The sequence below is a fragment of the Streptomyces herbicida genome (assembly GCF_032656585.1).
In the GTDB taxonomy this organism is placed as follows: Bacteria; Actinomycetota; Actinomycetes; order Streptomycetales; family Streptomycetaceae; genus Streptomyces; species Streptomyces herbicida.
The window spans coordinates 1-23,983 of the sequence record NZ_JAUYWJ010000030.1; the positions used below are offsets into that span (position 1 = coordinate 1).

Genomic DNA, 23,983 nt, shown 5'->3' on the forward strand with positions numbered 1-23,983 from the left:
GACACAAGCAGGCCCTGCTCGCGCTCGCCCGCCGCAGGCTGAACGTCCTGTGGGCGATGATCCGTGACGGAGAGTGCTATCAAGGTTCACCTCCCGTCACAAGAGCGGCTTGACATCACGATTGGGATGTCCTTTCATCGGCAGTCGTACGTGCAGCCGCCACATGCCCTCGGCCGGACCGGCCGTCACCGTGCCGCCCAGCAGCCGGACCCGGTCGGCGATGCCGCGCAGCCCGTGGCCGCCGCCGGGCCGGGAGGGGCAGGGGCCGCTCAGCGGGTTCTCCACGCTGATCTCCAGGTGCCCGTCGGCGGCGGCTATCCGCAAGGCGGCCTCGACCTGGGCGCCCGCGTGCTTGAGGACGTTGCTCAGTCCTTCCTGCACGATGCGGTAGGCCTCGCGGGAGAGCGGCGGCGGCAGCGTCGCCGGGTCGGCCGTGACGGTGGCCTCGACGCTCTGCCCGCCCGCCCGGGTGCGCCGCAGCAGCCCCTCGAGGTCGGCCGCGAGGGTGGGCGCGGGTGCCGTGCCGGGAGCGTCGCCGTCCCGCAGCACGCCGAGCACCGCGTCGAGTTCGCCCACCGTGCGCCGGGTGGTCTCCTCGATGGCGGCGAGGGCCTCACGGACGAATTCCGGGTCGGTGTCGAGGACGCGGCGGGCCGCGCTCGCCTGCAGGGTGACGGCGCTCAGGGCGTGGCCGACGGAGTCGTGCAGCTCGCGGGCGAGCCGGTTGCGTACGGCGAGGTCGGCGGCGCGCGCCTCGGCCGCCGCGAGCCGGTCCTCGGGGGTGGGCCCGAGCAGCGCGGGCGCCGAGCGGGCGAGGAGCGCGCCGGACCCGGCCGCGCAGCCGGCGAGCGCGAGCAGCATGGCGACACCGGCGACCGGCGCGAGCGCCAGCGCCCAGGCGTGGTCGAAGACTTCGGGCAGTGCGAGCCGTGTGCCGCGCAGCCACGAGAAGAGCGGCAGCACGATCAGCACCCCCGCGAACGGCGGCACGGCGAGGGACATCCCCGAGACGATCCCGCCGAACCCCAGATGCAGCGTGAACCAGGCCGCCGTCCGCCCCCTCGCGGCCCGGGTCCGGGCGGGACCCTGGGCCAGCGTATCCGGGGGCACGCCGCACAGGGCGCGGGCGGCTCCCGCCTCCAGCGGGCGGGTCAGCGGGAACAGGGAGGTGACCGCGGCGATCGGCAACCCCACGGCGAAGGAGCCCAGTTGGACGGGCAGGTCGCCCCAGAAGCGGTCCGAGCCGAGGATGGGCCCGACGATCACCTCGCCGACGAAGACGTACGGCATGGCGAGCGCGCCGCCCAGGATCAGATGGATCCAGCGGCGGCGCGCCGTGCGGCCGAACAGCGGCCGGGCGAACGTCCTCACCGCGCGGGCCGCTTCGGGGCCCGGGCGGACCGCTCGGCGAGGAACCGGGCGCCGAGGACCGCGACGAGGACGCCGGTGATCACCTGGCCGGCGTAGGTGAGGTCCAGCAACTGTGTCGGGCCGTGGGCGATGTCGTTCACCCCGGCCAGCGGAGCCAGTGCCTGCCACGCGCCCCAGCAGGCCACCGCCCCGGAGCCGGTCCAGCCCAGGGCGAGCGGCACACCGACCGGCAGCGGGCGGCCCCGGCGGAAGGCGAGCTGCCAGGCGCCGACGACGGCGGCGGCCAGGAAGCCGACGTAGACCACCTCCATCGGGCGGCTGCTGCTCGTGTCCCGCCCGGTGGTGACCCCGCAGGCCCACAGCAGCCGGAGCGTGCCCGGAACCAGTGCGAGCACGGCCGCCGTCACGGCGGTCGTCCGCTGCGCGGCCGGCGCGCTCTGCGCGGGCAGGTCCCACACCCGCCCCTGCCACAGGTGTCCCCACCGCTCGCGGGCATACCCGACGAAGAGCGCCCCCAGTGCGAGCCCCTGCACGATGAACCCCCCATACACGACCCCGAACACCCACCCGTCGAGGAACGGCCGGCCGTCACCGCTGTCCGAACCCCCGTGGACGACCATCTGCAGCGGAAATCCCACCATGATCGGCGCGAGAAGTCCCGTGGCGACCCACATCGGCACCGCGAGCAGCCAGGAGGGCACCCGCCGTCCCCACGGCCGGGTCAGCAACAGGGCCAGCACGATGACAGTCGCGTCCATCAGCACCGTGAGGCCGTTGGCGACAACCATGGTCACCCGGTGCTTCAGCAGCGGACTCCCGTCCGGGATGCCGAGGTGACTCCCCGCGATCCAGGCGAGCTTGAGGCACAGATACGGCAGACACGCGACGATGGCCACGAGCCGCAGCAGGCGGCGGCGGTGGCCGGTGACAACGCGGGCCGGGGCGGGAGCGGTCGAGGGGTTCATGCCTCAACGCTCCCGTGCCGAAGGGCGGGTCCACCTCCTGCACGACGATGATCCGCCTCCGCCGCACGGCGGAGACGCCGTCCTGCTCAGAGCCTCCGCGTGGCCAGCGTGAGCCGGTCCCGGGCGTCGAACAGAGCGTCCTTGATCATCTGCTCGTGGGCGGGGGTCAGCCGGGCCACGGGCACCGAGCAGCTGATGGCGTCGCGCGCGGGGGTGCGGTACGGGATCGCGACGCCGAAGCAGCGCAGCCCCAGTGTGTTCTCCTCGCGGTCGACGGCGAAGCCCTGCTCGCGGACCTGGTGCAGCTCCTCGATGAGCTTCTCCCGGTCGGTGATGGTGTGCTCGGTCAGTGCGGGGAGGGTCTCCGGCAGCAGCTTGCGGACCTGTTCGTCGGTGTGGGTCGCCAGCAGCGCCTTGCCGAGGGACGTGGAGTGGGCGGGCAGCCGGCGGCCGACGCGGGTGAACGGGCGCAGGTAGTGCTGGGACTGGCGGGTGGCCAGGTACACCACGTTGGTGCCGTCCAGACGGGCCAGGTGGATGGTCTCCGTGGTGTCGTCGGAGAGCCGGTCCAGGGTGGGCCGGGCCGCCGCGACCACCTCGTCGCCGTCGATGTAGGAGGTGCCGACGAGTAGCGCCCGCACCCCGATGCCGTACCGGGTGCCGGTCGCGTCCGTCTCCACCCAGCCCAGCTCCACCAGCGTGCGCAGCAGCATGTACAGGCTGGACTTGGGATAACCGACAGCCTCCTGGACCGCCGCGAGGGAGTGCATGCCGGGCCGGCCGGCGAAGTACTCGAGCAATTCAACGGTCCGCACCGCGGACTTGACCTGCGCCCCGCCGCCTGTCTCGCCTGCCGACATCGCCTTTGACCCCTTCGTTCGACGAGAACCAGAGATATAGTCTCCGACAGCACATTCATCATCAGAGACGGTGTTCAGTATATCGAACGCCCTGGTGAATGACCCAGATACTGCGGCATTGCAGCGGCAATGCATCCGCAATGAACGTGGAGGGATCCGCGGTGGCAGCAGCACCAGTCTGGAGTGTCGACCCGCGTACCGGGAAGCAGCGTGAACAGGTTGCGGTGGAGGCCACGGCCGAGGAGGTGGACGCCACCGTCCGGGCCGCCCACGCCGCGCGCGGCTCCCTCGCCGACCGCGCCGTGCGCTCGGCCTTCCTGCGCTCCGCCGCCGTGGGGCTGGACGCGGCGAGGGACCAGCTGGTGGAGGCCGCCGACGCCGAGACCGCGCTGGGCCCGGTCCGACTGACCGGCGAACTCTCGCGCACCACCTACCAGTTGCGGGCCTTCGCGGACATCGTCGACGAGGGCGCATTCCTCGACGTCATCATCAACCACCCCGACGACACCGCGACCCCGCCGATCCCGGACCTGCGCCGCTACAAGGTGCCGCTGGGCGTCGTCGCCGTCTACTCGGCCTCCAACTTCCCCTTCGCCTTCTCGGTCGCCGGCGGCGACACCGCGAGTGCCCTGGCCGCGGGCAACCCGGTCGTCGTCAAGGCCCACCCCGACCACCCGGCGCTGTCCGAGCTGGTCGCCAAGGTGCTGCGCCGGGCCGCCGCCGAGCACGGCGTCCCCGACGGTGCCCTCGGCCTGGTCCACGGCTTCGAGGCGGGCGTCGGGCTCATCGAGCACCCGCTGGTCGCGGCGGCCGGCTTCACCGGTTCCGTACGGGGCGGACGTGCCCTCTTCGACGCGGCCGCCGCCCGGCCGGTCCCGATCCCCTTCCACGGCGAGCTGGGCTCCCTCAACCCCGTCGTCGTCACCGAGGCCGCGGCCGCCGAGCGCGCCGAGGCGATCGGCGCCGGTCTCGCCGGGTCGATGACGCTGGGCGTGGGGCAGTTCTGTGTGAAGCCGGGCCTGGTGCTGGTGCCGTCCGGCGCGGCGGGCGACGGCCTGGTCAAGTCGCTCACGGACGCGGTCAGTGACACCGAGGCGGGGGTCCTGCTCGACCACCGCATGCGGGACAACTTCATCGCCGGTGTCGCAGAGCGGGCCGCGCTGTCCGGCGTGGAGTCTCCAGTGACCCCCGGCGCGGGCAGCGAGCACACGGTGAGCCCGGGCTTCCTGACGGTTCCGGCGAGCCGGCTGGCCGAGGAGGGGGCGTACGACCTGCTCCTGGAGGAGTGCTTCGGACCGGTGACCGTGGTGGTCCGCTACGAGGACCAGGACGAGGCGACCGCCGTTCTGTCCCGGCTGCCCGGCAACCTCACCGCGACCGTGCACCTCTCGGCGGAGGAGGCGGCGGGTGACGGCCGCGGCGCGGAGATCCTGGCGGAGCTGACGCCGCTGGCCGGCCGGGTGCTGGTGAACGGCTGGCCGACGGGGGTCGCGGTGGCGTCGGCCCAGCACCACGGTGGCCCGTACCCGGCGACGACCTCCACCTCGACGTCCGTCGGGGGTACGGCCGTCGAGCGCTGGCTGCGGCCGGTCGTCTATCAGAACGCTCCGGAGGCGCTGCTCCCGAAGGAGCTTCGCGACGACAATCCACTGGGCCTGCCCCGGCGCTTCAACGGCCGTCTGGAAAGCTGAACCTGCATCTCTGAACGGCTGGCCGACGGGGGTCGCGGTGGCGTCGGCCCAGCACCACGGTGGCCCGTACCCGGCGACGACCTCCACCTCGACGTCCGTCGGGGGTACGGCCGTCGAGCGCTGGCTGCGGCCGGCTCGTGCGCTTCAACGGGCATCTGGAACGCCGAACCCGTACGGACGCCGGTGGCGGAGATCGGAAGCTGAGAGACTCTGGCCATGGACCTGGAACTTCCCGAACTTCCCTTCCTCCTCCGTACATACGGCCCCGACGGTCACTGGTCCTACGAGGACGGCATCCTCAGCGGCTGGGCAGGGCCCCGGCAGGACCGGTTCGTGCCGCCCACCGACGAGGCGCTGGATCCCGCCTCCGACGCGCCCCGGCTGCTCGGGGCGCCGGAAGGGGAATTCCAGCTGATCGCCCGGGTCACCGTCGGGTTCGGTGCCGCGTTCGACGCGGGCGTGCTCTACGTCCATGTGAGCGACCGGGCGTGGGCCAAGCTCTGCCTGGAGTACTCCCCGGACGTGCCCACCGTCTGCACGGTAGTCACCCGGGGGCACTCCGACGACGCCAACGCCTTCACGGTGGAGGGCAGTTCGGTCTGGCTGCGGATCAGCCGCACGGGCCGTGCCTTCGCCTTCCACGCCTCCCGCGACGGCGTACGCTGGACCTTCGTCCGGCTCTTCACCCTGGGCGGGGAGAAGGAGACGGACGCGGCGCTGGTCGGCTTCATGACCCAGTCGCCGCTGGGGGAGGGGTGCGTGGTGACGTACGACCACATCGAGTTCAGGCCCGGCTGGCCGGACGACCTGCGCGACGGGAGCTGAGCCGCCGCGGAACCGGACCGGCTCCCGGTACGTCTTCCGCAGCATGATCAGTGAGCATCGGACCGTCGAATCCCTGGTGATCAGGACAGCCGTGCGCGCCGAGGCCCAGGTCATCGCCGACCTGCACTTCCGGGCACGCTCGACCTACTACCCGGACGGCGTCCCGCAGTCCGACGTGGACTGGAGTGCCGCCTGGCAGAGTTCCATCGAGCGGCCGGACGGCCATGTGCTGTGTGCCGTCGCGCACGGCGCCATCGTCGGCATCGCCTCCTTCCGCACCCCGGACGACGCCCCCGCGGAGACGGTCAAGCTGTTCCAGTTCCACATCGATCCCGACCACTGGCGCTCCGGCCTCGGCACGGCCCTGCACCGGGCGTGCGTGGAGGAGTGGCAGGCCGACGGCAAGCGGACCGCCGTGCTCGACGTGCACGTGGACAACGCGCGGGCCCAGGCCTTCTACACCCGCCAGGGCTGGGTCCCGGACCCGGACAACCCGCCCGCCGAGGGGGACCACCACCTCTTCCTGCGCTTCTCGGTGCCCGGGGAATGAACCTCTCTGCTTGAACGTTCACGTACTGGGCGGAGAGAGTCTCCGCGTCCGTACGACCTGGAGAGAGCCGAAGACATGCGCGTCGAGATCTGGAGCGACATCGCCTGCCCCTGGTGCTACGTGGGCAAGGCCCGCTTCGAGAAGGCGCTGGCGGCCTTCCCGCACCGCGACGAGGTCGAGGTGGTGCACCGGTCCTTCGAGCTGGACCCGGGCCGCGCCAAGGGCGACGTGCAGCCGGTGCTGACGATGCTCGCCAAGAAGTACGGCATGAGCGAGGCGCAGGCCCAGGCCGGCGAGGACAACCTGGGCGCGCAGGCCGCCGCCGAGGGCCTGGACTACCGCACCCGGGACCGCGACCACGGCAACACCTTCGACATGCACCGCCTGCTGCACTTCGCCAAGGAGCAGGGCCGGCAGGACGAGCTGATCCAGATCCTGTACCGGGCGAACTTCGCAGAGGAGCGCTCCGTCTTCAGCGAGGGCGACGAGCGGCTCGTGGAGCTCGCCGCCGAGGCGGGCCTGGACGCCGACGCCGCCCGCAAGGTGCTCGCCGATCCGGCCGCGCACGCCGACGAGGTCCGCGCCGACGAGCGCGAGGCCGCCGAGCTCGGCGCGAACGGCGTGCCCTTCTTCGTCCTCGACCGCAAGTACGGCGTCTCCGGCGCCCAGCCCGCCGAGGTCTTCACCCAGGCGCTGAGCCAGGCGTGGGGCGAGCGTTCGCCGCTGAAGCTGGTCGGCCAGGGTGACGCCGAGGCATGCGGCCCGGACGGGTGCGCGGTGCCGCAGCACTGAAACCACAGGTCGGCGCGGATGTATAAGCGTTTCTAAGCGGATCCACGTAAAAATCCGCAATGGACTTATGGCTTCGTCGGGCCGCAGAGTGGACCCATGGAGACCACGGAGACGTTCGAGACCCTCGTCCGCGCCGAGTTCACCCCGCAGAGCACCTATCTCAACACCGCGAGCAACAGCCTGCTGCCGGCCCGTACCGTCGCCGCCCTGCACGAGGCGGCGCTGCTGCGGGCCGAGGGCCGTCCGCTGACCCCGCTGTTCGAGGACGTGGAGGCCTGCCGGGCCGCCTACGCCCGGCTCGCCGGAGTCCCGGTGACCCGGGTAGCGGCCGGTGCCTCGGTCGCCGCGCACAGCGGGGTGATCGCCGCCTCGCTGCCCGCCGGCGCCGAAGTCCTCACCGCCGAGGACGACTTCACCTCCGTGCTGAACCCGTTCCACGTCCGCGGCGACCTCAAGGTCCGCACGGTGCCGCTGGAGCGCATCGCCGACTCCGTCCGCCCGGACACCGCGCTGGTCGCGGTGAGCGCCGCCCAGTCGGCCGACGGACGCGTCGCCGACCTGCCCGCCCTGCGCGAGGCCGCCCGCGAGCACGGGGCACGCACCTACGTCGACTTCTCCCAGGCCGCCGGCTGGCTCCCGATGGACGCGGACGCCCACGACTTCACCGCCGCCGTCTCCTTCAAGTGGCTGCTCGGCCCGCACGGCGCGGCCTTCCTCGTGGTCCCCGAGGACTTCGGCGGGCTCAGCCCGGTGCTCGCGGGCTGGGTCGCGGGCGAGAACCCGTGGGACAGCTGCTACGGCCCGGTCGCCGAACTCGCCCACTCCGCCCGGCGCTTCGACCTCAGCCACGCCCTGTTCACCTTCGCGGGTCTGCGCCGCTCGCTCGACCTGATCGAGGAACTCGGCGTGGCCGCCGTCCACGCCCACGACGTGGCCCTCGCCGACCGGCTCCGGGCCGGACTCGCGACCCTCGGCCACGCGCCCGTGCCCGCCCCCGGCTCGGCGATCGTCTCGGTCCCCGGGCTCGGCGACCGCCAGCCCGAGCTGAGCCGCGCCGGCATCGAGCTCTCCAACCGCGCGGGCAACCTGCGCGCCTCCTTCCACCTGTACAACACGGCTGCCGACGTCGACCGCCTGCTGGACGTCCTGTCGGGCTGACCCTCTGGCGCGGGCTCCGCCAGGACGCTAGGAAGGGCACCGGGGGTGGTGGTACCGGTGACCGACTCCGCAGACGGTACGGACAAGACGTCGGCCGATGCCGACCTGCACCGGCGGCTGGTGTACGGCGACGAGTCCGCACTGACCGAGGTGTACACGGCGTACGGCGGGCTGGTGCGGCGGGTCGCCGCGCGGGTCACCCGCAGCCCGGCCGCCGCCGAGGAAGTCGCGCAGGAGGTCTTCGCCCACCTGTGGAGCAGACCGTACGCCTTCGACGCGCGCCGCGGCTCGCTGCGCACCTGGCTGTCCCTGCTGGCCCACCGCCGGGCCGTGGACTGGGTGCGCGGCGAGGCCCGGCACCGCAAGGACGTGCGCGCCGACGACGCCGCGCTGCACGCGATCCCGGAGCCGGGCCCGGGCCCCGACGAGACGGTCGTGGACCGCGAGCGATCCCTGCTGCTGCACTCCGCCCTCGCCGAACTCCCGCGGCCCCAGCGGGAGGTGGTCCACCTCGCCTACTTCGCGGGCCGCAGCTACCGGCAGGCCGCGGTCGAACTGGGGATCCCCGAGGGCACCGCCAAGACCCGGCTGCGCACCGCGCTGCGCACCCTGGCCGCGTCCTTGGCCGATTTGACCGACCGGCCGCACTCCCCGCTGGAAAGGGGCGCATGATGGCGGAGGAAGGAGGCGCGCGGCGATGACCGAGCACGACGGCGTACGTGACCTGCTGGCAGCCTGGGCCTTCGGCGCCCTGCCGCCCGAGGAGGAGCGCACGGTTCCGCCGCATCTGGCCGAGTGCGAGAGCTGCGCGGCGGAGGCGGAACGCCTGCGGGAGACGGTCCGGCTGCTGGACGGCCCGCTCCGGAACGGCACCGGCGAGCGGCCCGGCAACGGTGTGATCGCCGCCGCCCTCGCCCGGCGGCGCCCCGCCGCGACCCGAGTGGCCGGCCATGCCGCGCCCTATGCGGCCGCCGTCTGCGGACTGGCCGCACTCCTGCCCGAGGCCGACGGACGCTGGGACACCCCGGTGGTCCATGGATGGGACGTGCAGGCGACCGTCGCCCACCTTCTCGCCGCCGACGAGCATCTGGTCGTGCTGCTCGGCCCCGACGCGCCGGTGCCGCCCTCGCCGGCGGAGGGCGTGGGCTGGGAGGACGCCTGGGAGCGGCGGACCGCGGAGGTGATCGCCCACGAGCGCGGACGCGCCCCGCAGGACACCGTCGCGGCCTGGTCCGCGCAGGCGCACGCGCTGCTCGGCACGCCCGAGGCCCGCGATCCGGCACGGGCCGCCCGTGCCGTGACGCTGATGGGCGTGCGGCTGCCGGTCGCCGACCACTTCCTGGTCCGCGCCTTCGAGGCCTGGATCCACACCGACGACATCGGCCGCGCCCTCGGGCTCGCCGTCCCGCCGCCGCCCGAGGAGCACCTGGACCGGCTGGTCCGCCTGGCCGTCCGCGTCCTCGCCCTGGCCCTCGGCCCCAGCGCCCCGCCGGTGCTGTTCTCGGTCACCGGCGGGGACGAGTGGGTCCTCGGCTCCGAGGACGAGCCGGTACGCGCCGAACTCGCCCTGGACCCGGTCGACTTCTGTCTGCTCGTCGGCGGCCGGTACGCCCCCGACGCCGTCCCGCGCGGTGACACGGGCGACGAGGGGGCCGTACGGAACGTCCTGGAGCGGGCGGCATCGCTGGCCTGGCTGTAGTCCGGCGCCGCCGGTTCAGCGCACGGGGGTGAAGTCCCGCGCCCCGATGAACTCCGGCCGCCGTACCGGAGCCGCGAACGGCTCCACCGCGGCGTTCTCCACGCTGTTGAACACGATGAAGACGTTGCTGCGCGGGAACGGCGTGATGTTGTCGCCGGACCCGTGCATGCAGTTGCAGTCGAACCAGGTCGCGGAGCCGGCCCGGCCGGTGAAGAGCCTGATGCCGTACTCGCTCGCCATGGCGGTCAGCGCCTCGTCGGACGGCGTGCCCGCGTCCTGCATCTGCAGCGACTTCTTGTAGTTGTCCTCGGGCGTGGCTCCCGCACATCCGAGGAACGTCCGGTGCGAGCCCGGCATGATCATGAGCCCGCCGTTGGTGTCGAGGTTCTCGGTCAGCGCGATCGACACGGACACCGTCCGCATGTTCGGCAGACCGTCCTCGGCGTGCCAGGTCTCGAAGTCGGAGTGCCAGTAGAACCCGCTGGCCCCGAAGCCCGGCTTGACGTTGATCCGGGACTGGTGGACGTACACGTCCGAGCCCAGGATCTGCCGGGCCCGCCCGACCACCCGCTCGTCCCGGACGAGCGAGGCGAACACCTCACTGATCCGGTGCACCTCGAAGACGGAGCGGATCTCCTTCGACTTCGGTTCGACGATGGAGCGATCGTCGGCGCGGATCGCCGGGTCGTCGACGAGCCGCTCCAGCTCCCGCCGGTAGACGGCGACCTCGTCGTCGGTGATCAGCTGGTCGATCGCGAGGAAGCCGTCGCGCTCGTACGCCTGCAGATCGGTGGTCGCAATCGGGCCGGGGGTGTCGGGGGCGCCCCAGACGACCGGGTCCTGGCGCGGAACGGACACCTCTGCGGCGCCGCGGCTGGGATAGAGATCGGTGACGGTCATGGTCCTCACACCTCCTCGGGTTCGGTGAGCAGCGGATAGATGCCGTTCTCGTCGTGGTCCTCCCGTCCGGTCACGGGCGGGTTGAACACGCAGATGCAGCGGAAGTCCTCCTGGACGCGGAGCGTGTGCCGCTCGTGCCCGTCGAGGAGGTACATGGTCCCGGGAGTGATGGCGTACGTCCTCCCGGTCTCGTGGTCGGTGAGCTCGGCCGCGCCCTCGACACACACGACGGCCTCGATGTGGTTCGCGTACCACATCGACGTCTCCGTCCCCGCGTACAGCACGGTTTCGTGGAGAGAGAAGCCGACCCGCTCCTTGGCGAGGACGATGCGCTTGCTCTCCCAGGTGCCGGACGCCGACTTCACATGCCGGTCGGTGCCTTCGATGTCCTTGAACGAACGGACGATCACGGTGGTGCACAGCCTCCTTGCTAGACGGTTTCGCGAACGGCGCGGGCGAGGACGCTCAGTCCCTCGTCCAGTTCCTCGGGGGTGACGGTGAGGGCGGGCAGCAGCTTGACGACCTCGCCCTCCGGGCCGGACGTCTCGATGAGCAGCCCGAGTTCGAAGGCGCGCCGCGTGACCCGGTCGGCGCGCGCCTTGTCGTGGAACTCCATGCCCCACACGAGCCCCCGGCCCCGGTACTCCTTGACGTCGGCGAGGTTCTCCTCGGTGATGGCGACGAGCGCCTGCTCGATCTGCTCGCCGCGGGCCCGGGTCTGCTTCTCCATGGCGGACCCGTCGGTCCAGTACGACTCCAGGGCCGCAGTGGCGGTGACGAACGCGGGGTTGTTGCCGCGGAAGGTGCCGTTGTGCTCGCCCGGCTCCCAGATGTCCAGCTCGGGCCTGAACAGGCAGAGCGACATGGGCAGTCCGTAACCGCTGATGGACTTCGACACGGTGACGATGTCGGGCACGATCCCGGCCTCCTCGAAGGAGAAGAAGGCACCGGTGCGTCCGCACCCCATCTGGATGTCGTCGACGATCAGCAGCATGTCCTGCCGCTCGCACAACTCGGACAGGGCCCGCAGCCACTCCGGACGAGCGACGTTGATACCGCCCTCGCCCTGCACGGTCTCCACGATCACGGCGGCCGGCTTGTTGAGCCCGGACCCCTGGTCCTCCAGGAGCCGCTCGAACCACAGGAAGTCGGGGACCTTGCCGTCGAAGTAGTTGTCGAACGGCATGGGTGTCCCGTGCACCAGCGGTATGCCGGCCCCGGCCCGCTTGAAGGCGTTGCCGGTCACGGCCAGTGAGCCGAGGGACATGCCGTGGAAGGCGTTGGTGAACGACACGATCGCCTCGCGGCCCTTCACCTTCCGGGCCAGCTTCAGCGCGGACTCCACGGCGTTGGTGCCGGTCGGCCCCGGGAACATGACCTTGTACGGCAGGTCGCGCGGCCGCAGCACCAGGTCCTGGAAGGTCTGCAGGAAGGACCGCTTGGCCGTGGTGGACATGTCGAGCCCGTGGGTGACCCCGTCGCGCATCAGGTAGTCGATCAACGCCCGTTTCAGGACGGGGTTGTTGTGCCCGTAGTTGAGCGAGCCCGCTCCGGCGAAGAAGTCGAGATACCGGTGTCCGTCCTCGTCGTACATCAGGCTGCCCTGCGCACGGTCGAAGACGGTGGGCCAGCCGCGGCAGTAGCTGCGTACCTCGGACTCGAGGGTCTCGAAGACGCTGAGGTCGGGCTGGGTGATGGTCACGGTTGATCGCTCCTCAGTGCGATGTGTGGGGGGTCAACGGCCCGATGTGGTACAGGATTTCGGGCTCGTGAGCGCCGTCCGGGAACAGGCCCGCGTCGAACAGCACCTCGCGGGTGACACGGGCGCCGTGCCGGGCGGCGTACGAGGTGAACAGGCGCTCGGAGGCGGTGTTGCCGGGGGTGATGGTCGTCTCGACGGAGGTGATCGGGCGCTCGGCGCCGATCCGCGCGGTCAGTCCGTCGAGCAGCGCCGCGGCGATCCCGCGCCCCCGGTGTGCCGCGTCGACCGCCACCTGCCAGACGAGCAGGGTGTGGGGGCGCTCCGGCCGTACATAGCCGGTGACGAATCCGACGGGCTTCCCGTCCGCCCCGCGCGCGACCGCCGATGTGCCGGCGAAGTCGCGGCACCACAGCAGATAGCTGTACGAGGAGTTCAGGTCGAGGGTTCCGGAGTCCTTGGCGATACGCCACAGGGAACCCCCGTCCGTCACCTCCGGGCGGTCGATGAGCAGGTCTGCTTGTGCGGCAGTCATGCGGCTTGAATTTAGCGAGGCAAATGCAAAAATGCACGGAGTAGGGGTGCGGCCATGGCGGCGCAGGCCGAGGAAATGTGGCGATTTGCACCGCGCGAAACAGGACAAATGCATCGACCGTGTGGAGTGTGTCACAGGGTTGAAACCCGGATGAAATCACCCTTGTTTAGCTCCGCAAAAAGCGGGCAGGAGAACTCGGGAAAGCTCTCGATGAAAAGGAATTCCGAAATAGCCTTGAATTCAGACCCCGGCAACTCCGTCGATGCGCGCCCGTCCGGTGTTTGCGGACGAGGCCGTTCAGGTCTGCCGACGGCTACCGCCAGGCGGAGTCCGCGGCCTGCCGGGCCGCCCCCAGGTTCACGTTCAGCACCTTTTCGGTGAGCCGCCAGGGCCCGGGACGCAAGTTCCGACGCCGCCACGCCCGGCCGCACTCGGAGCGTCGTGGCGGCCGGTGCGGCGGCAGATCGGCCGGCCCGCCCATCGCCTTCCGTGCACCGATCACGCACAGGTCCGCACCCCACGCGTCCGGCAGCACCGGCTCCGCGCCGACCGAGTGTTGCCGGTCGCCGCCTCCGCGTGTGACCGCCGTGGGGACGGGCACCGCCAGGTCGATCACCTCGGCCCCGCAGTCCCGCAGCCAGTGCTCGCGAGGGGGTGGGCACAGATGAGCGTGACCGACCGGGTTCACCCCGCTCCGGCCGGTGACTTCGCAGGCCGCGCAGTCCCGTAGCCATGGGTTTGGTTTGAGAGACCCAAACATCTCCTTATAATCGGAACCTCGCAATCGGAATGCAAAGCTCCCCCACAGGAGGTCCCCCCTCGTGAACACGCTCATCGGGCGCCGGGCACGCGTCCTGGCCGCAACCACCGCGACGGTCGGGCTCGTGCTCGTGGCCGGCTGCTCGTCGAGCGACAACGGCGGCGGCGCCAAGAAGACGGCCGCCGGTGGGGTCGAGGTCGTCAAGGCCGGTCAGCTCACCACCTGCACCCACCTGCCCTACCCGCCCTTCCAGTCGGAGATCGACGGCAAGGTGCAGGGTTTCGACGTGTCACTGATCGACCTCGTCGCCAAGAACCTCGGGGTGAAGCAGACGATCCTCGACACGCCGTTCGAGAACTTCAAGACCGGCGCGTTCCTGAACTCCGGCCAGTGCGACGTGGCCGCCGCGGGTATGACCATCACGGCCGAGCGCAAGAAGAACGTCGACTTCTCCGACCCGTACTTCGACGCCACCCAGGCCGTCCTCGTCGACAAGAAGAGCGGCATCACCTCGCTCGCCGACGTCAAGGCCAAGGGCAAGAAGCTCGGCGCCCAGGCGCAGACCACCGGCGAGGACTACGCGAAGAGCAAGGGCTACGACCCGATCTCCTTCGAGTCCTCCGACGCGGTCCTCAACGGCCTGCGCACCGGTCAGGTCCAGGCGGTCGTCATCGACTACCCGGTCGTCCAGGGCTGGCTGAAGGACAAGGCCAACGCGGACGCCTTCAAGGTGGTCGACAACCTCAACACCGGTGAGCAGTACGGCTTCTCGGTGAAGAAGGGCAACGCCAAGCTGCTCGCCGCCATCAACAAGGCACTCGCGGACGCCAAGTCCGACGGCACGTACCAGAAGCTGTACGAGAAGTGGATCGGTCCGTACCCCGCGTCCGCCTCCGCCTCGCCCTCCGCCTCCTGACCCCATGACCGACACGGACGTAGCACTCCAGCCGAAGAAAAAGGGCCTGACCCGGCGCCAGAAGCGCAGCCTGTCGCGTGGCGCCCAGTACACCGTCTTCGTCGCCGCCGTGATCGCCTTCGCGGTCACGGCGGACTGGGGGCGGCTGCAGAACCAGTTCGCGCAGCCGGACATCGCCCGGCAGATGTTCCCCGACGTCATCACGCTGGCGTTGCAGAACACCGTGCTCTACACGGTCTCCGGCTTCGTCCTCGGAGTGGCCCTCGGCCTGGTCGTCGCGCTGATGCGGCTGTCGTCCGTGGGCCCGTACCGCTGGGTCGCGAGCGTCTTCATCGAGGTCTTCCGCGGCCTGCCCGCACTGCTGATCTTCGTCTTCATCGGCGTGGCCGTGCCGCTGGCCTTCCCCGGCACGGAGATCCCGGGCGGCACCTACGGCAAGGCCGCCCTCGGGCTCGGCCTGATCGGAGCCGCCTACATGGCGGAGACCTTCCGCGCCGGCATCCAGGCGGTGCCCAAGGGCCAGCTGGAGGCGGCCCGTTCGCTGGGCTTCTCACCCGCCCGCGCCATGGTCTCGATCATCATCCCGCAGGCGTTCCGGATCATCCTCCCGCCGCTCACCAATGAGTTCATCATGCTCTTCAAGGACTCCTCCCTGGTCCTGCTGCTCGGTGTGACTCTGGAGGAGCGAGAACTGTCCAAGTTCGGCCGTGACCTGGCCAGCACGACCGCCAACTCCACGCCGATCCTGGTCGCGGGCCTGTGCTATCTGCTCGTCACCATCCCGCTCGGCTTCGTCGCGCGCCGCTTGGAGGCCAACGCCCAGGAGGCGGTCAAGTGAGTATCCCCGGCACCGCTGAGATCCAGGTCCGCGACCTGCACAAGTCCTTCGGCGACAACCAGGTGCTGAAGGGCATCGACCTGGAGATCGCCCAGGGCGAGGTCGTCTGTGTCATCGGCCCGTCCGGCTCCGGCAAGTCGACGCTCCTGCGATGCGTCAACCTGCTCGAGGAACCCACCAAGGGACAGGTCTTCGTCGGCGGCACCGAGGTCACCGACCCCGACGTCGACATCGACGCCGTACGCCGCCGTATCGGCATGGTGTTCCAGCAGTTCAACCTGTTCCCGCACCTGTCGGTGACGGAGAACCTCACCCTCCCGCAGCGCCGGGTGCTCCGGCGGGACAAGGCGACGGCCGCGCGGATCGCCGCCGAGAACCTGGAGCGGGTCGGTCTGTCCGAGAAGGCGGAGGCCTACCCGTCCTCCCTCTCCGGCGGCCAGCAGCAGCGCGTTGCCATCGCCCGCTCGCTGGCGATGGGCCCCGAGGTCATGCTGTTCGACGAGCCGACCTCGGCGCTCGACCCCGAGCTGGTGGGCGACGTCCTCGCCGTCATGCGCATGCTCGCCGACGAGGGCATGACGATGATGGTCGTCACCCATGAGATGACCTTCGCCCGCGAGGTCGCCGACCGGGTCGTGTTCATGGACGGCGGCGTGATCGTCGAGGAGGGAGCCCCTGCCCAGGTCATCGGCGATCCGCAGCACGAACGCACCCGGCACTTCCTCTCGCGCCTCCTCGACCCCGCGATGGCCGAGGTGGAGGAGGAGACCTCGGACCAGGTGGGGAAGTCCGAGCGGTAGCTGACCTAAGGTGCGCTACATGAGCGATCACGCGGTACTGCACGTGAAGGGGCGGATCCTCGTCGGCCCCGACGAGGTCCGTCACGAGCTGTGGGTCGTCGGAGGGCGGATCTCGTACGACCGTCCGGCCGGCGCCCAGGACATCCGGACCGTCGAGGGCTGGGCGTTGCCCGGCCTCGTGGACGCGCACTGCCATGTGGGCCTGGGCGCGCACGGCCCGGTCGACGCGGACGTCGCGGAGAAGCAGGCACTGACCGACCGGGAGGCGGGCACCCTGCTGATCCGCGACGCGGGCTCGCCCTCCGACACCCGCTGGGTCGACGACCGCGAGGACCTCCCGAAGATCATCCGGGCCGGTCGGCACATCGCCCGCACCCGCCGCTACATAAGGAACTTCGCGCACGAGATCGAGCCGGACGAGCTGGTCGCGTACGTCGCCCAGGAGGCTCGGCGCGGCGACGGCTGGGTGAAGCTGGTCGGCGACTGGATCGACCGCGACCTCGGCGATCTGTCGGCCTGCTGGCCCCGCGAGGCGGTGGAGGCGGCCATCGCCGAGGCCCACCGGCTCGGCGCCCGTGTCACCGCGCACTGCTTCGCCGAGAGTTCCCTGCGGGACCTGGTCGAGGCGGGCATCGACTGCATCGAACACGCCACGGGCCTGACGGAGGACCTGATCCCTCTGTTCTCCGAGCGCGGTGTCGCGATCGTCCCGACCCTCGTCAACATCGCCACCTTCCCCCGGCTCGCCGCGGGCGGCGAGTCCAGGTACCCGCGCTGGTCGGCCCATATGCGACGGCTGCACGAGCGGCGCTACGACACGGTGCGCGCAGCGTACGACGCCGGGATCCCCGTGTACGTCGGCACGGACGCCGGCGGCTCGCTGGCGCACGGTCTGGTCGCGGGTGAGGTGGCGGAACTGGTCACCGCCGGAATCCCGCCGGTCGACGCCCTGTCGGCCACGGCCTGGGGCGCCCGGAAGTGGCTCGGACGGCCCGGTCTGGAGGAGGCGGCTCCGGCGGACCTGGTGGTGTACGAGGCGGATCCGCGAGCGGACGTACGGGTGCTGGCGGCGCCGCGACGCGTGGTGCTGAACGGGCGCGTCGTCGAATAGGAGCGAGCCGGGGAACGCCTGTGCCGTGAGATTCGAGGGTCCTGTCGTCAAATCCCCGTCGTCCGTCCGCGGGGCAGACGGGGATTTGACGACAGGACTTGGCCGCCCGGCCGGGCGTCCTCACCGTCCGGCCAGCGTCACCGCGTTGTCCAAGGCCTGCAGGAAGCCGTTCACCGTCCCCCGGTCCCGCACCGCCAGCCGCAGCCACTCCTCGTCCAGCCCCGGGAAGGTGTCCCCGCGCCGGACCGCATAGCCGAGGTGGCGCAGATGCCGGCGCACGGCGGCCGCCCGGGGCAGCCGTACGAGGACGAAGGGTCCCTCCGCCGGCGTCATCACCCGCAGCCCTTCCGGGGCGAACTCCTCGAGACCCGCGACGAGATGGGCCCGGTCAGCCGCGATGCGATGAGCCGCGTGGGCCGCCTCCGCCAGGGCCTGGGGCGCCACACACGCCCGGGCCGCCGCCAGCGCGGGGGTGGACACCGGCCACAGCGGCTGGGCCCGCTCCAGCTCCGCGATCGTCTCCGGCGCGGCCAGCACGTAGCCGATCCGCAGCCCGGCCAGACCCCAGGTCTTCGTCAGACTGCGCAGCACCACCAGGCCGGGTACGTCGGTCCGCCCCGCCAGCGCCTCACGCTCACCCGGCACCGAGTCCATGAACGCCTCGTCGACCACCAGGGTGCGCCCGGGACGGGCCAGTTCCGTGATGAGCGCCGCCGGGTGCAGCACCGACGTGGGATTCGTCGGATTGCCGATCACCACCAGATCGGCGTCCTCGGGCACGGCCGCCGGATCCAGCCGGAAGCCGTCCTCCTCGCGCAGCAGCACCCGGTCCACGGTGTGGCCCGCGTCCCGCAGCGCCGACTCCGGCTCCGTGAACTGCGGGTGCACGACGACCGGCAGACGCACCTTCAGAGCGCGCGCGAGCAGCACGAACGCCTCGGCCGCGCCCGCCGTCAGCAGCACCCGCTGCACCGGAACCCCGTGCCGCGCCGCCACCGCCGCCCGCGCGGCCCGCCCGTCCGGGTAGGCCGCGAGACCGGTCAGCGAATCGGCGATCCGCTCCCGCAGCCATGCCGGGGGCGTGTCGGCGCGGACGTTGACGGCGAGGTCGACCAGTGCCGACCCGTCGTCCCGGACCTCGGCGTCACCGTGGTGACGCAGATCGTGCCCGGTGGTGTCCTCAGTGCGCATGGGCATGTCCGCCGTGGTGGTGATGCCCGTGCCCGTGGTGATGGTGCCCGTCGTCGTCCGGGTGGAAGTGCGGCTGCTGCGGCAGCCCCACCTTGCCCTCGAACCCCGGCAGCGCGATGCGGTACACGCACGAGTCGCAGTTCATCCGCAGATCGCCCTTGACCGCCTCCTCGTACCGCTCCATCACCAGGTCGAGCAGCTCCGGCTCGGGCCCGATGACATCGGCCGACCGCACGTCGAGCTCCGGACGCGCGGCCGCCCAGCCCTCGGTCTGCTGCCGCACCCGGTCCGGGAGGATGCCGGTGAACAGGAAGTACGGCAGCACGACGATCCGCTTCGCGCCAAGCTTCGCGCACCGGTCGAGGCCGCTCGGCACGTCCGGCGCCGCCAGCGACACGAACGCCGTCTCCACGCCCGCGTACCCGCGCCCCTCCCACAGCAGCCGGGCCGCCTTGTGCACTTCGGCGTTGGCGTCCGGGTCCGTCGAACCGCGCCCGACCAGCAGCACGGTCACATCGGCCCGGTCCAGCGGGGTGCGCCCGGCCCCGGCGCCCAGCGCCTCGTCCAGGCGCCGCTCCAGCACGTTCAGCAGCGCCGGATGCGGGCCCAGCGGGCGGCCGTAGGCGTACGAGATCCCGGGGTGGCGCTCCTTCTCGCGGGCCAGCGCGGCCGGGATGTCGCCCTTGGCGTGCCCGGCGGACACCAGCATCAGCGGAACGGCGGCGAACCGGCGTACGCCCCGCTCCACCAGCTCGGCCACGGCTTCGCCCAGCGGCGGCGGGGACAGCTCGATGAAGCCTCCCGCGACGGGCAGTTCGGGGTGGCGGCGCCCCAGTTCGCGCACGAAGTCGCGGAACGCCTCGGCCCCGGCTTCGTCCCGGGTGCCATGGCCGGCGATGAGCAGGGCGGGCGGCGGGGTGGTCACGCGTTCTCCTTCGAAGTCGGGTGGTACAGAAGGGCGTTGAGCGCGGCCGCGGCGACCGCCGAACCGCCCTTCTCGGACACGTTGCTGACAGCGGGCAGCCCGCTCTCGCGCAACGCGGCCTTGGACTCGGCAGCACCGACGAAGCCGACGGGCAGGCCGATGACGAGTGCGGGGGAGGCGTCCAGGGTGAGCAGCTCCTCCAGGGCGGTCGGCGCACAGCCGATCACCCAGAGGGCGCCGGGCCCGACCTGCTCGTACGCCAGCCGGATCGCGTGTGCCGAACGGGTCAGCCCCGGCCCGGCCTCGGCGTCCTCGAGGCGGCAGACGGTCTCCCTCCGGGTGATCCCGGCCGCGACCATCTCGACGTCGACCACCACGGGCGCCCCGGTGTGCAGCGCGGTGTGCGCCTTCGCCAGGTCTCCCTCGTCCATGACGAGATCGGACGCGTACTCCAGGTCGGCGGCGGAGTGGATGACCCGCTCCACCACCGCCCGGGTCAGCGGCGCGAAGTGCGAGGTGTCCAGGCGAGCGCGCAGCCGCCGGAACGACTCCTGCTCGATCGGATGAACGACACGGTTCACTTGGCCTCCTCCTGGGTGCCTTCCTGCCAGCGGTAGCCGCGCGGGGTGACCATGCGCCCCGCGATGTCCCTGGTCGCGGTGTTGCCCACGGTCACGACCGTCATCATGTCGACCGTCGCCGGGTCCAGGGCGGCCAGCGTCGTCAGCCGGCTGGACTCGTCCGGTCGCGAGGCGTTGCGCACGACACCGACGGGCGTCGTCGGCTCGCGGTGCTCCGCGAGGATCGCAAGGGCCTTCGGCAACTGCCAGTCCCGGCCCCGGGAGCGCGGGTTGTAGAAGGTCACGACGATGTCCGCCGCCGCCGCGGCCCGCACCCGCCGCTCGATGACCTCCCACGGCGTGTGCAGATCGGAGAGGCTGATCGACACATGGTCGTGGCCCAGCGGCGCGCCCAGGATCGCCCCGGCGGCGAGCGCCGCGGTCACGCCCGGTACACCGACCACGTCGATGTCGTCGGACGCCTCGGCGAGCGCCGGGGAGGCCATGGCGTACACGCCCGCGTCCCCGCTGCCGATCAGCGCGACCGCATGGCCCCGGCGGGCCTCGGCGACCGCCGTGCGGGCCCGCTCCTCCTCGGCCCCGAGGCCCGACTCCAGGATCCGGGTGCCGGGCCGCAGCAGATCGCGGATCTGGTCGACGTACTGGTCGAGGCCGACGAGCACGGAGGCGCGCCGCAGTTCCGCCTGCGCACGCGGGGTGAGCAGATCGCGGGCGCCGGGACCGAGCCCGACCACCGCGAGGCGCCCGCGCCCCGGCCGCCGTACGACGGCACAGGTCGCCATCGGGGGCCGGCCGTCCGTCCGTACCGACTTCCGCTTGGGGACGAGGAGTTCGCCCCCGCGCACCAGGGCGGAGGCCTCCGCCACGGAGGGCGTGCCGACCGCGGAGAGGGGCGCGTCGGAGGGGTTGGGCACCTCGACGGCGGCCAGCTCCTCGGCGGAGTACGTCACCAGGGGCACACCGAGGCGCTCGGCGGCGGCCACGATCCCGGGTTCGTCCGACTTGGCGTCGACGGTGGCGAGTTCGGCGAGCGACCCGGCCGAGAGCCCGGCGTCCCGCAGCGACGTCTCGATCAGCCCGAGCACCTCCTCGACGGAAGCGCCCCTGGACGCGCCGACGCCGACGACCAGGGACGGCGGGCGCAGCAGCACCTCGCGCTCGCCGGGTTCGACGGCTCGGTCGGTCAGCCGGATCGTGTACGCACCGTGCGCCGCCGTCGGCAGCGGAGGCAACGGCCACGGCACCTCTGCCTCAAGTGCGACGGGCTCACTGTTCAGCAGGGCCCGGGAGACGGCCGCGACCGCTCCCTCGAAGGGAAACCCGAGGGTGTCGAGGCCCGGCAGCCCGGCGGAGTCGGTCGCGGTCGTCACCACGGGCTCGGCACCGAGCAAGGCGCCCACCTCGCGGGCGAGTTCATTGGCCCCGCCCCCGTGCCCGCCGACCAGGGACACGGCGAACCGCCCGCCCTCGTCGACGCACACCACACCCGGGTCGGACGCCTTGTCATCCAGCAGCGGGGCGACGAGCCGGACCACCGCACCGGTCGCCAGGAAGCACACCAACTGCTCGCACTGAGCGAACGCGGCCCGCACGGCGTCCCCGACGGGACCCTCGTACACCCGCGTCCGGTCCGGCCACGCGGCCGCCAGCCGGTCCCGCGCCGCCGCCCCCGCCGCGGTGGCGGAAATGAGGCCGATCACTGAGCAACTCCCTCGATACGCGCTGGAAGCCGGACGCCCCACAGCAGGAACACTGGATTGGTGGCCGCGAGCCGGGTCACGTCCCCCGGCAGCGGCGCGAGCCGCGACGACTGCAACAGCACGCCGTCGCAGGAGAACCCGGCGCCGGTGAGCGCCTCACGCGCGGCCGGCACCCGGTCGAGCGCGGCCATCGCGATCACCACCGTGCGCCGGGCCCGCCGCGCGCACGCGGTCACGATGGCGGGCAGTTCGCGCCCCCCGCCGCCGATGAACACGGCGTCGGGATCGTCGAGTCCGGACAGCACGGCCGGCGCCTCCCCGTGCACCACCCGTACGTCCACACCGTGCGCCGCCGCATTCGCCCGGACCCGCCCGACCCCGTCCACGGTCTTCTCGACGGCGACGGCGGCGGCACCGAGGCGCGCGCACTCGACGGCCACGGACCCGGAGCCCGCTCCCACGTCCCAGACCAGGTCACCGAGGCGCGGCCCCAGCCTGGCCAGCGCCAGGGCCCGCACCTCGAACTTGGTGATCATCGAGTCGCGGTGCGCGAACCCGGCCTCGTCCAGCGCCCACCCGGCGGGCCCGTCGAGCCCGCCGGCGACGGTCCGCACGGCGCCCAGAGCCCGCGACTCGTCCAGGCACAGCACCACGCTCACCGCCGTACCCCAGTCCCGGGCCGCCGCCTCGGCGGGCGTCACCCGCTCCACGCGCTCCCGCCGCGGATCGCCGAGCGCACTGGCCACGACGAGGACGCGGTCGCCGGGCACCGCGGCGCCCAGCTCGGCCGGACCGGCGCCCGGTCCGGTCAGCACGGCGACCTTGGGACGCGCCCGGCACGCGTTGACGGCCGTACGCAGGTCACGCCCGTGCGCGCTGACCACGACCGCGTCGTCCCAGGGCAGTCCCAGCCGCGCGAAGGCCGTCGCGACGGACGACACACCGGGCCGCACATCGAGCCGGCCGGCCCCGAACCGCTCCGCCAGCGCCCGCACGATCCCGAAGAACCCGGGATCCCCGGAGGCCAGCACGACCACCCGGGAGCCCTTGTCGAGATACCGCTCGACGGCGTCCAGCGCGGGCGCCAGCGGCCCGAGGACGATCCGGTCCGCCGCCTCGGGCAGTCGTACGGCGTCCAGATGCCGTCGCCCGCCGACGACCAGCCCGGCCCCGGCGAGGACGTCCTCGGGAACGGGCGCCCCCGTCCCCGTACCGACGACGGTGATCGGCGGGGTCATGTGCTCGCGCCCCGCTCGCGCAGCTCCTTGCGGGCCTGCGGGTCGGCCTTGCGGTAGCCGTGGAAGTGACCGGGGTGGTAGAGGTGCGAGCGGGTGCCGTGCGCGTCCAGGGCCGGGCCGACCAGGAACAGGGTGTGCTTCCAGAGCTTGTGCTCCTTGACCGTCTCCTCCAGCGTGCCGATCGTGCACCGCACGACCAGTTCCTCCGGCCAGGTCGCCTGGTGGGCGACGATCACCGGCGTACTGGTCGGGTAGCCGCCCTCCAGCAGCTCCCGGACCAACTGGCCGCTGCGGGCCGCCGACAGGAAGACCGCCATGGTGGTGCCGTGGCGGGCGAACTCACGGACCTCCTCGCCGGGCGGCATCGGCGTCTTGCCGCCGCCCAGCCGGGTGAGGACGACGGACTGCGCGACCTCGGGGATGGTCAGCTCGCGCTGCGCGAGGGCGGCCACGGCGGAGAAGGAGGACACGCCGGGCACGATCTCCGTGGCGATGCCGATCTCCGCGCACCGGTCGACCTGTTCCTGGGTACCGCCCCACAGCGCCGGGTCGCCGGAGTGGATCCGGGCGACGTGCAGCCCTGCCCCCCGGGCCCGCCGGTAGACGGCGACGACGTCCTCGAGGGACATGGTCGCCGAGTCGAGGATCTCCGCGTCCTCGCGCGCGTGCTGGAGGACCTCCGCCTGGACCAGGCTGGCCGCCCAGATCACGACGTCGGCCTCGGCGATGGCACGCGCGGCACGGAACGTCAGCAGATCGGCGGCGCCGGGGCCGGCACCGACGAAGGTCACCTTGCCGGTGGGGGCATCGGCCATGGGAAGAGGTCCTCTCGTACGAAATATCACGGTGTGGGCGGGTGGCAGCGTGGCCGGATGTGC

At 72.1% G+C, this 23,983-nt stretch carries 24 protein-coding genes and 1 pseudogene; 11 read left to right on the plus strand and 14 right to left on the minus strand.

The window, feature by feature from the left end:
* Window positions 1-96 precede the first annotated feature (96 nt).
* The 3 genes from Q8A52_RS41870 to Q8A52_RS41880 all read right to left on the minus strand — a co-directional run bounded on the left by Q8A52_RS41870 (window position 97) and on the right by Q8A52_RS41880 (window position 3,196).
* A complete protein-coding gene (locus Q8A52_RS41870) occupies window positions 97-1,371 on the minus strand; it encodes a sensor histidine kinase (RefSeq protein ID WP_316762127.1) in 1,275 nt (424 codons plus the stop codon).
* Window positions 1,368-2,336, minus strand: coding sequence for a hypothetical protein (locus tag Q8A52_RS41875; protein ID WP_316762130.1), 969 nt, complete (start codon window positions 2,334-2,336; stop codon window positions 1,368-1,370). The genes Q8A52_RS41870 and Q8A52_RS41875 overlap by 4 nt, the downstream gene beginning before the upstream one ends.
* A gap of 86 nt (window positions 2,337-2,422) precedes the next feature.
* Entirely contained in the window at window positions 2,423-3,196 is a 774-nt protein-coding gene (locus tag Q8A52_RS41880; protein ID WP_316762132.1) for an IclR family transcriptional regulator, read from the minus strand.
* A 161-nt stretch (window positions 3,197-3,357) separates the two neighbouring features.
* On the opposite strand from Q8A52_RS41880, the gene Q8A52_RS41885 reads away from it, so the two are divergent.
* The 7 genes from Q8A52_RS41885 (at window position 3,358) to Q8A52_RS41915 (ending at window position 9,911) form a co-directional block, all read left to right on the plus strand.
* Window positions 3,358-4,887, plus strand: coding sequence for an aldehyde dehydrogenase (NADP(+)) (locus Q8A52_RS41885; RefSeq protein ID WP_316762134.1), 1,530 nt, complete (start codon window positions 3,358-3,360; stop codon window positions 4,885-4,887).
* Between the two features lie 216 nt (window positions 4,888-5,103).
* Complete coding sequence (locus Q8A52_RS41890) at window positions 5,104-5,712, plus strand: DUF1349 domain-containing protein (RefSeq protein WP_316762136.1); 609 nt, start codon at window positions 5,104-5,106, stop codon at window positions 5,710-5,712.
* 43 nt (window positions 5,713-5,755) lie between these two features.
* The gene (locus tag Q8A52_RS41895) at window positions 5,756-6,262 is read left to right on the plus strand and encodes a GNAT family N-acetyltransferase (protein WP_316762138.1); all 507 of its coding nucleotides are present in this window, start codon (window positions 5,756-5,758) and stop codon (window positions 6,260-6,262) included.
* Between the two features lie 75 nt (window positions 6,263-6,337).
* The gene (locus Q8A52_RS41900) at window positions 6,338-7,054 is read left to right on the plus strand and encodes a DsbA family oxidoreductase (RefSeq protein ID WP_316762140.1); all 717 of its coding nucleotides are present in this window, start codon (window positions 6,338-6,340) and stop codon (window positions 7,052-7,054) included.
* Window positions 7,055-7,150: 96 nt separating this feature from the next.
* Complete coding sequence (locus Q8A52_RS41905) at window positions 7,151-8,212, plus strand: aminotransferase class V-fold PLP-dependent enzyme (protein ID WP_316762143.1); 1,062 nt, start codon at window positions 7,151-7,153, stop codon at window positions 8,210-8,212.
* A gap of 45 nt (window positions 8,213-8,257) precedes the next feature.
* The gene (locus tag Q8A52_RS41910; protein ID WP_316762145.1) at window positions 8,258-8,884 is read left to right on the plus strand and encodes an RNA polymerase sigma factor; all 627 of its coding nucleotides are present in this window, start codon (window positions 8,258-8,260) and stop codon (window positions 8,882-8,884) included.
* 25 nt (window positions 8,885-8,909) lie between these two features.
* Window positions 8,910-9,911: a maleylpyruvate isomerase family mycothiol-dependent enzyme gene (locus Q8A52_RS41915; RefSeq protein WP_316762147.1), complete on the plus strand. Its 1,002-nt coding sequence runs from the start codon at window positions 8,910-8,912 to the stop codon at window positions 9,909-9,911.
* Between the two features lie 15 nt (window positions 9,912-9,926).
* Here the strand turns inward: Q8A52_RS41915 and thpD are convergent, their stop codons facing one another.
* The 5 genes and pseudogenes from thpD to Q8A52_RS41940 all read right to left on the minus strand — a co-directional run.
* On the minus strand, window positions 9,927-10,811 hold the full coding sequence (gene thpD / locus Q8A52_RS41920) for an ectoine hydroxylase (RefSeq protein WP_316762148.1): 885 nt from the start codon (window positions 10,809-10,811) through the stop codon (window positions 9,927-9,929).
* 5 nt (window positions 10,812-10,816) lie between these two features.
* Window positions 10,817-11,221, minus strand: coding sequence for an ectoine synthase (locus Q8A52_RS41925; protein WP_316762150.1), 405 nt, complete (start codon window positions 11,219-11,221; stop codon window positions 10,817-10,819).
* Window positions 11,222-11,241: 20 nt separating this feature from the next.
* Window positions 11,242-12,513, minus strand: coding sequence for a diaminobutyrate--2-oxoglutarate transaminase (gene ectB, locus Q8A52_RS41930; RefSeq protein ID WP_316762152.1), 1,272 nt, complete (start codon window positions 12,511-12,513; stop codon window positions 11,242-11,244).
* A gap of 13 nt (window positions 12,514-12,526) precedes the next feature.
* On the minus strand, window positions 12,527-13,045 hold the full coding sequence (ectA, locus tag Q8A52_RS41935; RefSeq protein WP_316762155.1) for a diaminobutyrate acetyltransferase: 519 nt from the start codon (window positions 13,043-13,045) through the stop codon (window positions 12,527-12,529).
* A gap of 394 nt (window positions 13,046-13,439) precedes the next feature.
* Window positions 13,440-13,688 (minus strand): annotated as a pseudogene (locus tag Q8A52_RS41940) (alanine--glyoxylate aminotransferase family protein); the annotation flags it as partial.
* A 178-nt stretch (window positions 13,689-13,866) separates the two neighbouring features.
* Between Q8A52_RS41940 and Q8A52_RS41945 the strand changes: the two are divergent.
* The 4 genes from Q8A52_RS41945 to Q8A52_RS41960 are packed head-to-tail and all read left to right on the plus strand — an operon-like array spanning window position 13,867 to window position 17,470.
* On the plus strand, window positions 13,867-14,721 hold the full coding sequence (locus Q8A52_RS41945; RefSeq protein ID WP_316762158.1) for a transporter substrate-binding domain-containing protein: 855 nt from the start codon (window positions 13,867-13,869) through the stop codon (window positions 14,719-14,721).
* Between the two features lie 4 nt (window positions 14,722-14,725).
* On the plus strand, window positions 14,726-15,559 hold the full coding sequence (locus Q8A52_RS41950; protein ID WP_316762162.1) for an amino acid ABC transporter permease: 834 nt from the start codon (window positions 14,726-14,728) through the stop codon (window positions 15,557-15,559).
* Window positions 15,556-16,359, plus strand: coding sequence for an amino acid ABC transporter ATP-binding protein (locus tag Q8A52_RS41955; RefSeq protein ID WP_316762164.1), 804 nt, complete (start codon window positions 15,556-15,558; stop codon window positions 16,357-16,359). Before Q8A52_RS41950 ends, Q8A52_RS41955 begins: the two co-directional genes overlap by 4 nt.
* A 19-nt stretch (window positions 16,360-16,378) precedes the next feature.
* Window positions 16,379-17,470, plus strand: coding sequence for an amidohydrolase family protein (locus Q8A52_RS41960; protein ID WP_316762166.1), 1,092 nt, complete (start codon window positions 16,379-16,381; stop codon window positions 17,468-17,470).
* Window positions 17,471-17,590: 120 nt separating this feature from the next.
* Here the strand turns inward: Q8A52_RS41960 and cobC are convergent, their stop codons facing one another.
* The 6 genes from cobC to cobM are packed head-to-tail and all read right to left on the minus strand — an operon-like array spanning window position 17,591 to window position 23,920.
* The gene (gene cobC, locus Q8A52_RS41965) at window positions 17,591-18,667 is read right to left on the minus strand and encodes an Rv2231c family pyridoxal phosphate-dependent protein CobC (protein ID WP_408649351.1); all 1,077 of its coding nucleotides are present in this window, start codon (window positions 18,665-18,667) and stop codon (window positions 17,591-17,593) included.
* Entirely contained in the window at window positions 18,651-19,586 is a 936-nt protein-coding gene (locus Q8A52_RS41970; protein WP_316762167.1) for a sirohydrochlorin chelatase, read from the minus strand. The genes cobC and Q8A52_RS41970 overlap by 17 nt, the downstream gene beginning before the upstream one ends.
* On the minus strand, window positions 19,583-20,167 hold the full coding sequence (locus Q8A52_RS41975) for a precorrin-8X methylmutase (RefSeq protein ID WP_316762169.1): 585 nt from the start codon (window positions 20,165-20,167) through the stop codon (window positions 19,583-19,585). The genes Q8A52_RS41970 and Q8A52_RS41975 overlap by 4 nt, the downstream gene beginning before the upstream one ends.
* Window positions 20,164-21,867: a precorrin-3B C(17)-methyltransferase gene (gene cobJ / locus Q8A52_RS41980; protein WP_316762171.1), complete on the minus strand. Its 1,704-nt coding sequence runs from the start codon at window positions 21,865-21,867 to the stop codon at window positions 20,164-20,166. Before cobJ ends, Q8A52_RS41975 begins: the two co-directional genes overlap by 4 nt.
* The gene (cbiE, locus tag Q8A52_RS41985) at window positions 21,864-23,105 is read right to left on the minus strand and encodes a precorrin-6y C5,15-methyltransferase (decarboxylating) subunit CbiE (RefSeq protein WP_316762174.1); all 1,242 of its coding nucleotides are present in this window, start codon (window positions 23,103-23,105) and stop codon (window positions 21,864-21,866) included. Before cbiE ends, cobJ begins: the two co-directional genes overlap by 4 nt.
* A complete protein-coding gene (gene cobM, locus Q8A52_RS41990; protein ID WP_316762177.1) occupies window positions 23,102-23,920 on the minus strand; it encodes a precorrin-4 C(11)-methyltransferase in 819 nt (272 codons plus the stop codon). The genes cbiE and cobM overlap by 4 nt, the downstream gene beginning before the upstream one ends.
* Window positions 23,921-23,983: the final 63 nt, after the last annotated feature.